The following is an 8,467-nucleotide window of genomic DNA, read 5'->3' as shown; positions in this document are numbered from 1 at the left end:
GCGTAGCCCCGCCCCCGGCATCCATCCCCCAGAGAGAGACCCACCGACATGACGATCACCCAGGAGCAGGCGACCTGGTTCGCGCAGACGTTCTCGCAGATCGCCGACAACGTCGAGCGCGCCGTGCTCGGTAAGAGGCACGTGGTCGAGCTCGTGCTGACCGCGATGCTGAGCGACGGGCATGTCCTCCTCGAGGACGTGCCGGGTACCGGGAAGACCTCGCTCGCGCGCGCGGTCGCCCAGTCGGTGCAGGGGACGAACACCCGCATCCAGTTCACACCCGACCTGCTGCCGGGCGACATCACCGGCATCACGGTGTACGACCAGAAGACGGGGCGATTCGAGTTCCACGCCGGGCCCGTCTTCGCCAACATCGTGCTCGCCGACGAGATCAACCGGGCGAGCCCGAAGACGCAGTCGGCCCTGCTCGAGGTCATGGAAGAGGGGCGCGTCACCATCGACGGAGTGTCGCGCGAGGTCGGCGTGCCCTTCCTCGTCCTCGCGACGCAGAACCCGGTCGAGCAGGCGGGCACGTATCGCCTCCCCGAGGCGCAGCTCGACCGCTTCCTCCTGCGGACCTCGCTCGGTTACCCCGATCACGCCGCCACCGTGCGCATCCTCGACGGAGCCGCGGTCTCGACGGCAGACCTCCGCCCGATCGTCACCCCGCAGGCTCTCGTCGGAATGGCCGACCTCGCGGCCACCGTGTACGTGGACGCCCTCGTCCTCGACTACATCGCCCGGCTCGTGGATGCCACGCGCTCCGCCGACGAGGTGCGTCTCGGCGTCAGCATCCGCGGGGCGTTGGCCCTCACCCGGGCCACCCGTACCCGCGCCGCCGCGCAGGGCCGCACGTACGCGACCCCCGACGATGTGAAGGCGCTCGCCGTGGCGGTGCTCTCGCACCGGCTCATCCTGCACCCCGAGGCTGAGTTCGACGGGGTGACCGCGGAGGCGGTCATCGGGCAGGTGCTCCTCGACGTCGCACCGCCCACGCAGCGCGAGAGCGAGCGCGCGCGATGACCTCCCTTCCGAGGGGAATTCGCCCATGCCGGAGGTGAACCTCACCGAGTCGCGGTTGACGCGCACGTCCGCCGGCACGGCCGTCACCGGCTCGCGCACCTCGATCACGTCCACCTCGACGCGGCGCGAGCGGCGGATCGTGCGCGCCGTCGTGCGCGTCGCCGAGGCGTGGCGCGTCACGACGGATGCCGCCGTCACGGCGACGCGATGGGCGGGGCGCACCGTGCGCCCGGCGGGCGCCGTCGTGACGCTCGCCGCGACGGGGGGACTGCTGCTCGGCGTCGTCTTCGGCTGGGTCGAGTGGATGGTCGCTGGCAGTGCCGCATTCCTTCTGCTGCTCATGAGCGTGCCGTTCCTCTTCGGCGCCCGCGCGTACGCCGTCGATCTGACCCTCGCGCGTGAGCGCGTCGTGGCCGGTCACGGTGTGACGGGCGAGATCGTCGTGCGCAACGAGAGCTCGCGTGTCGCGCTCCCCGGGCGCCTCGACATCCCCGTCGGGCAGGGCCTCGTGGAGTTCGGGGTCCCGCTCCTTCGTCCGGGGCAGAGCGTCACCGAGGCGCTCGAGATCCCGCCGCTGCCGCGCGGCATCGTCCGTGTCGGTCCGGTCACGACCGTCCGCAGCGATCCCGTCGGGCTCCTGCGCCGAGAGCACGACTTCGACGACGCGCACGAGTTGTTCGTCCACCCCCGCACGGTCGCCCTTCCCTCCACGAGCGCCGGTCTCGTGCGCGACCTCGAGGGCAACGCGACCCGTCGCCTCGTCGACGCCGACATGTCGTTCCACGCCATCCGCGAGTACGCGCCGGGCGACTCGCAGCGGCAGGTCCACTGGAAGTCCACGGCCAAGACCGGCCGACTGATGGTCCGTCAGTACGAGGAATCGCGCCGCTCCCGCATGGCCGTCGTTCTCGGCGCCGCCTCGCAGGAGTACCTCGACGCCGACGAGTACGAGCTCGCCGTGGCCGCCGCGGCGTCGCTCGGGCTCCGCGCCGTCCGCGACGCCCGCGACATCGACATCGTCACGGGCTCCGAGATCCCGCGCGTCGTCAAGGGCCGTCTGCGCGCGATCCGTCACGTGGCGACGGTCACTCCGCGACAGATGCTCGACGGATTCAGCGCCCTCGAGCGCTATGACAACACCATGCCGGTCTCCGACGTCTGCCGCCTGGCATCCGAATCGAACGAGCGTCTTTCGATCGCATTCGTCGTCGTCGGCTCCCGCGTTCCCGTCGCGCACCTGCGTCAGGCCGCGCTGGCCTTCCCCGCCGACACCGCAGTCGCGGCCGTCGTGTGCGACGAACGTGCGCACCCGCGCATGCAGAGCATCGCCGGCCTGACCGTCCTGACCATCGGCACCCTCGACGATCTCTCCGGGCTCCTCGTGCGGGGAGCGACCTCGTGACCGCCGCCCGGCATCCGGGGCGCGTCGTCGCCGCCGCGCTCTACACGCTCGTGACGGTCGCGCTCGCCGCCGTCGCCGCCTGGCCGGTCTACGCCTCGTGGTCCTTCCTCGTGCTCGTGGTCGTGTCCGCGTTCGCGGCGGCGCTGATCGTCGCGTTCGTGACCTGGCGCCGAGGCGGTGGGTGGATCACGGCGGCCGCGACGGTCGTCGCGTTCCTCGTGCTGTGCGTGCCGCTCGCCGTCCCGTCGCGGCTCGGGGCGCCACTCGAGATCCTGCGGGGGATCGGCGAGGCATCCGCGGGCGTCCTCGTGGCCTGGAAGGACCTGGTCACCGTCGACCTCCCGGTGGGCGACTACCGCAACCTGCTCGTTCCCGCCCTCGTGGTCTTCCTCGTCGGCACGGTGCTCACGCTCTCCCTCGCCGTGCGGACCGATCGGCGATCGACGGGCGCCGTCGTGAGCGGGTTGCTCATGACCGGGTTCGGTCTGTTCTTCGGCCGGACGTCCCCGAGCTCCCCCCTCGTGTGGGGGCCGCTGTCGCTGCCGGCGCCGATCGAGACCGCGGTGGGGCTGGCGGCGCTGCTCTCCGCGGTGCTCTGGCTCGCGTGGCGGGCCCACGACGAGCGGGTCCGGTCACTCCGTCGCGCCACCGCTTTGGCGACGGTCGCGCCGAGCACGCGGCGATCGCGCACGGATCGGCGTCGCGCCCTCACCGGGGCGGGCATGATCCTCGTCGCCGCTCTCGCGACCGTCGCCGTGGTCCCGTGGGCGGCTGCCAACGCCGACCGGCGCGTCCTGCGGTCGGCCACGGGTCCCGAGCGTCAGATCGCAGAGGCGGTGAGTCCGCTCTCCTCGTACCGGGCGATGTTCTCGGACGCCCGGGTCGACGACGTGCTGTTCCAGGTGATCGGCGACGGCGCTCTGCCCGACCGCATCCGCGTCGCGACCCTCGACTCCTACGACGGCGAGATCTTCCGCTCCTCGGGCACGGGCGAGGGGCGTTTCGTCCGCGTCCCGTCGCGACTGCCGGCGGGGGAGGGGCGTCCGATCGACGCCGAGATCGAGATCGGCGACCTCGGCGGAATCTGGATGCCGACGGCGGGAAGCCTCGTCCAAGCCACCTTCGCCGGCGACCGGGCGAACCAGCTGGCCGACCGGTTCTACTACAGTTCCGCCGCAGAGGCGGGCGTGCAGATCGCCGACGGCGGGCTCGAGCCGGGCGACCGCTACCGGGTGACGGGGACCGAGACGGCCGCGGTCGACATCGCGAGCCTCACCCCTCCCGGTGCTCCCGGCGGTGTCTCGGGCGGCGAGAACCTACGCCGGTGGGTCGACGAGCACGCGACCGGCGACGACGGGACGGCTCTCGCTTCCCTCGTGCAGCTGCTGCGGGAGCGCGGGTACCTCAGCCACGGACTGGCACCGGCCGCCGGCTCCGCACCCCCGAAATGGGCGGCCGATCTCTCGGGCTATCAGGTGCAGCCGAGCGCGTCCGGCCATTCCCTGGCCCGCATCGAGACGATGTTCCAGCGCCTGCTCGACCGGGAGGACGACCCTCGGGCCACGGCATCCGGAAACTATGTCGCCGCCGTCGGCGACGACGAGCAGTTCGCCGTCGCCGTCGCCCTGATCGCCCACGAGCTGGGTTTCCCCGCGCGCGTCGTGGTCGGCGCACGCCTGACGTCCGCCGATCCCGCGCTCCCGACGTGCGACGCCGGAACATGTCGCGCCGAAGACCTCAGCGCGTGGACCGAGGTGCAGGGCACCGACGGACAGTGGGCGGCGATCGACGTCACCCCGCAGCGGGAGCAATCGCCGAGCCTCGAGGTCACCGAGCAGCGCGACCCCGAGAACGTGACCGAGGTGCGCCCCGACACGGTCGACGATGTCGTTCCGCCGGCTCCGTTGCAGGAGGACAACACCCTCAACGATGAGAACCGTGCGGACGACGGTCTCGATCTCGCCTGGCTGTGGCCGATCCTGCGGGTCACCGGGCTTTCGCTTCTCGTCGTCCTGGTGCTGTTCGGCCCGTTCCTCGCGGTGGTGATCGCGAAGGTGATCCGTCGTCGCGGCCGCCGTCGCGATCCCGACCCGCGAGCGGCGATCGCCGGCGGGTGGGACGAGTACGTCGATGCCGGTGTGGACGCGGGTCGCGAACTCCCGCCGGCATCCACTCGCCGAGAGCTCGTCTCGGCGTGGGGCACGGCCGGGGGCGAACGTCTCGCGGACGAGGCCGACCGCGCGGTCTTCTCGTCCCGGACCGTCACAGCCGACGAGGCCACGGCGTTCTGGAGGATCGTCGATGCCGAACGCCGCGCGCTCACGCGTCAGCGCGGCGGATGGCGGCGGCTGCTCGCGGCCGTATCGTTGAGATCGTTCCTGCGGTTCCTCGCCCCGCGCCCCACGCGCCGACGGCCGCCGCACCGCGACGAGAGGGGGAAGCGCCCCGCCCCACGGCGGCGCGACACGACATGAACGATTCCACCGGCGCCATCCTCGGGCTGTCCACCGCCGTCCTGTTCGTCATCGTCTACGTCTGGTACGCCCTGGCGCTGTCGGCGATGTTCGCCAAGACCGGCGAGCCGTCGTGGAAGGCCTGGGTCCCGGTGGTGAACCTCGCCACGATCCTGAAGCTCGGCGGCTTCTCGCCCTGGCTCGTCCTCCTGAACCTTGTGCCGCTGTTCGGCGGGATCGCGTTCGTGATCGTCTTCATCGTCGCGGTGCACCGCATCAGCGTCGGATTCGACCGCGGGGCGGGGACGACCGTGCTCGGCGTTCTCGTGCAGGTCGTGTGGGCGAGTGTTCTCGGGTTCGGCTCCGCGCGCTGGTACGGGCACGAGGCGATCCGCTCGTCCGCGATCGACGAGAACTCCGCCCCGTCGCGACGCGGCCAGGACTTCGCCGGTCCCTACGTGCCCCTCGTCGGAGGCTGGACGCCCGAGCCGCCCGCCACGGCCACCGACGACGACTCACCCCGCTCCGAGCCCGTCGTGCTCCCCTTCGCCGCCCCCTCCGGCTCCCTGTCGGACGCCGTGCTCTCGGCCGTGGATTGGGCGCCGTCCCGCCGGGACGACGAAGCCCCGCTGTCCGAGCGCCCCGCCTCGTCCCGCGCGCAGGACCGTGCTCCGGATGCCGCGCCCCCGACGTCCGTGTTCGACGTCCTCGATGCCCTTCGCGCCGACGCGAGCGAGCCCGCTTCGCGTCGCAGCACCGCCGATGCGGCGCCCGCCTCGTCCGACCCCGACGACAACGGCTTCCAGCCCACGGTCCCCCTGACCCCGGGTCTGCCCTTCCGCGGGCGGGGCGCCGCCGCGGTGCCCCCCGCGCCGACGGAGCCCGAGGTCGAGCCCGCGCCGCGCGCCGCGCAGACGTTCCCGCAGCCGGAGCCGTGGGCGCCGCCGCGCCGGGCAGAGGATGTCGATACCCCGGCGGCCGATTCTCCGCTCACGCGTCCCGCCCCCGAGGCGTCGCCGGAGTCCGAGTCGCCCGCCTCCGACGCCGAGGCGATCCCGGACGAGTTCCCCGAGCTGTCCGAGGCGGTCTCGGCGGTCTCCGGTGCTCCGGATGCCGGAGCCCCCCGCTCCGCGCGCACCTCGGTCGCCGCGCTGTACACGCAGCCGGAGTTCGCCGCCGACCCGGTCGGCGACGACGACCTCGACGCCCTGGATCGCACGGTCGTGGCTCGTCGACGCCGCATCCCGTGGGCGCTCGTCCCGCCCAGCGGAGACCCGATCGACCTCACGTCGTCCGTGGTCATCGTGGGCCGCCGCCCCGCCGCCGACATCGCGTTCCCCGACGCACAGCTCGTGGCGATCACCGATGAGACACGCACGGTGTCTAAGACCCACGCGCGACTCCAACTCCGCGGTGACACGTGGTTCGTCACCGACCTGGACTCGACGAACGGAGTCCTGTTCGCCACCCTCATGGGCACCGAGATCGAGGCGCCTCCGGGGGAGGAGATCGAAGCCGGTGAGCGGTTCTTCCTGGGTGACGCGGAGGTGCGACTTTCCCGGAGGGACGCGTGAGCGGTCCCTACGACAAGCCGGACGACCCGGACGAGGTGACGCTCTGGGCGGGCCGACTCCGGTCCTGGCCGACGTCGCCCGTCGACCCCGAGGAGGATGGCACCTCCGAGGAGGATGACGCCGACGAGACGGTCGTCGCCCGTCGCCGCCGTTCCGGGGGCGCCGACGACGACACCCTGATCGCCCGGCGCCGCGGAGACGACGACACCGTTTGCGCGGATCACGCCCGGCGGCGCGAGGGAACGCCCCCCGTCGCGGAGGTGATCGACGACACCGCGCCGGGTTCCCGCGCGGTCGTCGAGGAGACGGTCCGCTCCGAACGCGGCTCGTCCGCGGATGACGACACCGCCCCGCGCTCTCGCGCCTCCGTCGCCGAGACCGTGCGCTCGCCCCGGCCCGTGCAGGGCGATGACGACACCGCGCCCGGCGCCCGCGGATCACGCGAGGCCATCCCGTCGCGAGCCGCTCCCTCGCGCCCGCTCGCCGCCGCGGTCGACGAAGCGCAGACCGCCCCGCGACCCGCGCGGGTCCTCGACCCCGACGCTGCCGAGACGTACCGGCCTCGCATCGACGACGCCGTTCGCGTGCCGCGCAGCGCGCCCGCACCGAGGGGTGGCCCCGAGCGCGATCCCGCGCTCGTGCGCGCCCGATCCTCGCGTCGCGGCGCCCTCGCCCCGCTCCTCATCGGCGGAGCGACCGTCGCCGTGATCGCGGGAGCCCTGGCTGTCTTCATCGCGCTCGTCCGCTGAGCGCAGCGATCTCGCGGACGGTCGCGCACCGTGTGCTGCGAGATCGCCTCACGTTTGCCCGCACCCCCGAACACCACGTATCATTGATCGGGTGTGCGTTCACGCGCGCCGTGCGTCATGCCTTCGGGCAGGGGGTGCGGATCAACGCTCGCACCATCTCAGGGATCGATCTGCGAACAGGTCGCCCCCACGGCATATCCACCACAAACCGCGTCCGATCATTCTGACGTGCGGTGGATCACACGTGAGCCCGACACGTCACGAATCGCAAGATGCGCGAAGTGTCGGGGGAGACACGACCGCTGTCACCGTGCAGCACCCCGGACGGTCCGAGAGGAACCGCCCGGCCAAACAAGGAGAGAACGTGCCAACCATTCAGCAGTTGGTTCGCAAGGGCCGCTCGCCGAAGGTCTCGAAGACCAAGGCTCCCGCGCTGAAGTCGAACCCCCAGCAGGCCGGCGTGTGCACCCGCGTGTACACCACGACCCCCAAGAAGCCGAACTCGGCCATGCGCAAGGTCGCCCGCGTGAAGCTGCGCAACGGCACCGAGGTCACCGCCTACATCCCCGGCGAGGGCCACAACCTGCAGGAGCACTCGCTCGTGCTCGTCCGCGGTGGTCGCGTCAAGGACCTCCCCGGTGTCCGTTACAAGATCGTCCGCGGTGCGCTCGACACCCAGGCTGTCAAGAACCGTAAGCAGGCTCGTAGCCGCTACGGCGCGAAGAAGGGCTGAGAACCATGCCTCGTAAGGGTCCCGCCCCGAAGCGTCCCGTCGTCAACGACCCGGTTTACGGCGCTCCCGTCGTCACCCAGCTGGTCAACAAGATCCTCGTCGACGGCAAGAAGTCCATCGCCGAGGCGATCGTCTACGACGCCCTCCGCGGCGTCGAGGCGAAGAACAGCCAGGACGCCGTCGCCACGCTCAAGAAGGCGCTCGACAACGTCCGTCCCACCCTCGAGGTCAAGAGCCGCCGCGTCGGTGGCTCGACCTACCAGGTTCCCGTCGAGGTCAAGCCGCACCGTGCGAACACCCTCGCGCTGCGCTGGCTCGTGAGCTACGCGAAGGGTCGTCGTGAGAAGACGATGACCGAGCGTCTGCAGAACGAGATCCTCGACGCCTCGAACGGCCTCGGTGCCGCGGTCAAGCGCCGCGAAGACACCCACAAGATGGCCGAGTCGAACCGCGCCTTCGCGCACTACCGCTGGTAAAACCCGCGGAGGGTCTGTGACCGAACCCGGTCGCGGACCCTCCGATGGGCCCGGCAC

The 8,467-nt window shown here is 71.9% G+C and carries 7 protein-coding genes; all 7 read left to right on the top strand.

Features of this window, described 5'->3' with window-relative positions; all coding sequences use genetic code 11:
* The first annotated feature begins 48 nt into the window (after positions 1-48).
* The 7 genes from NS283_RS03130 (at position 49) to rpsG (ending at position 8,410) form a co-directional block, all read left to right on the top strand.
* On the top strand, positions 49-1,023 hold the full coding sequence (locus tag NS283_RS03130; protein ID WP_058595432.1) for an AAA family ATPase: 975 nt from the start codon (positions 49-51) through the stop codon (positions 1,021-1,023).
* Between the two features lie 25 nt (positions 1,024-1,048).
* On the top strand, positions 1,049-2,425 hold the full coding sequence (locus NS283_RS03125) for a DUF58 domain-containing protein (RefSeq protein ID WP_058595431.1): 1,377 nt from the start codon (positions 1,049-1,051) through the stop codon (positions 2,423-2,425).
* Positions 2,422-4,899: a transglutaminaseTgpA domain-containing protein gene (locus NS283_RS03120; RefSeq protein WP_058595430.1), complete on the top strand. Its 2,478-nt coding sequence runs from the start codon at positions 2,422-2,424 to the stop codon at positions 4,897-4,899. The genes NS283_RS03125 and NS283_RS03120 overlap by 4 nt, the downstream gene beginning before the upstream one ends.
* Positions 4,896-6,452 (top strand): DUF5684 domain-containing protein, encoded by a 1,557-nt coding sequence (locus NS283_RS03115; RefSeq protein ID WP_058595429.1) that lies wholly within the window; start codon positions 4,896-4,898, stop codon positions 6,450-6,452. The genes NS283_RS03120 and NS283_RS03115 overlap by 4 nt, the downstream gene beginning before the upstream one ends.
* A complete protein-coding gene (locus NS283_RS03110) occupies positions 6,449-7,201 on the top strand; it encodes a hypothetical protein (protein ID WP_058595428.1) in 753 nt (250 codons plus the stop codon). Before NS283_RS03115 ends, NS283_RS03110 begins: the two co-directional genes overlap by 4 nt.
* 364 nt (positions 7,202-7,565) lie before the next feature.
* A complete protein-coding gene (gene rpsL, locus NS283_RS03105) occupies positions 7,566-7,934 on the top strand; it encodes a 30S ribosomal protein S12 (protein WP_013584051.1) in 369 nt (122 codons plus the stop codon).
* A gap of 5 nt (positions 7,935-7,939) precedes the next feature.
* A complete protein-coding gene (rpsG, locus tag NS283_RS03100; RefSeq protein ID WP_058595427.1) occupies positions 7,940-8,410 on the top strand; it encodes a 30S ribosomal protein S7 in 471 nt (156 codons plus the stop codon).
* Positions 8,411-8,467: the final 57 nt, after the last annotated feature.

It is taken from the genome of Microbacterium testaceum (assembly GCF_001476285.1).
In the GTDB taxonomy this organism is placed as follows: Bacteria; Actinomycetota; Actinomycetes; order Actinomycetales; family Microbacteriaceae; genus Microbacterium; species Microbacterium testaceum_B.
Note: the sequence above shows the minus strand (reverse complement) of the source record. Positions and strands in the feature narration are given on the sequence as shown.

What these genes read in the sequence shown, in the direction of transcription:
- NS283_RS03130 (WP_058595432.1), top strand. Translation starts at nt 49, where the DNA reads ATGACGATCACCCAGGAGCAGGCGACCTGGTTCGCGCAGACGTTCTCG.
- NS283_RS03125 (WP_058595431.1), top strand. Translation starts at nt 1,049, where the DNA reads ATGCCGGAGGTGAACCTCACCGAGTCGCGGTTGACGCGCACGTCCGCC.
- NS283_RS03115 (WP_058595429.1), top strand. Translation starts at nt 4,896, where the DNA reads ATGAACGATTCCACCGGCGCCATCCTCGGGCTGTCCACCGCCGTCCTG.
- rpsG (WP_058595427.1), top strand. Translation starts at nt 7,940, where the DNA reads ATGCCTCGTAAGGGTCCCGCCCCGAAGCGTCCCGTCGTCAACGACCCG.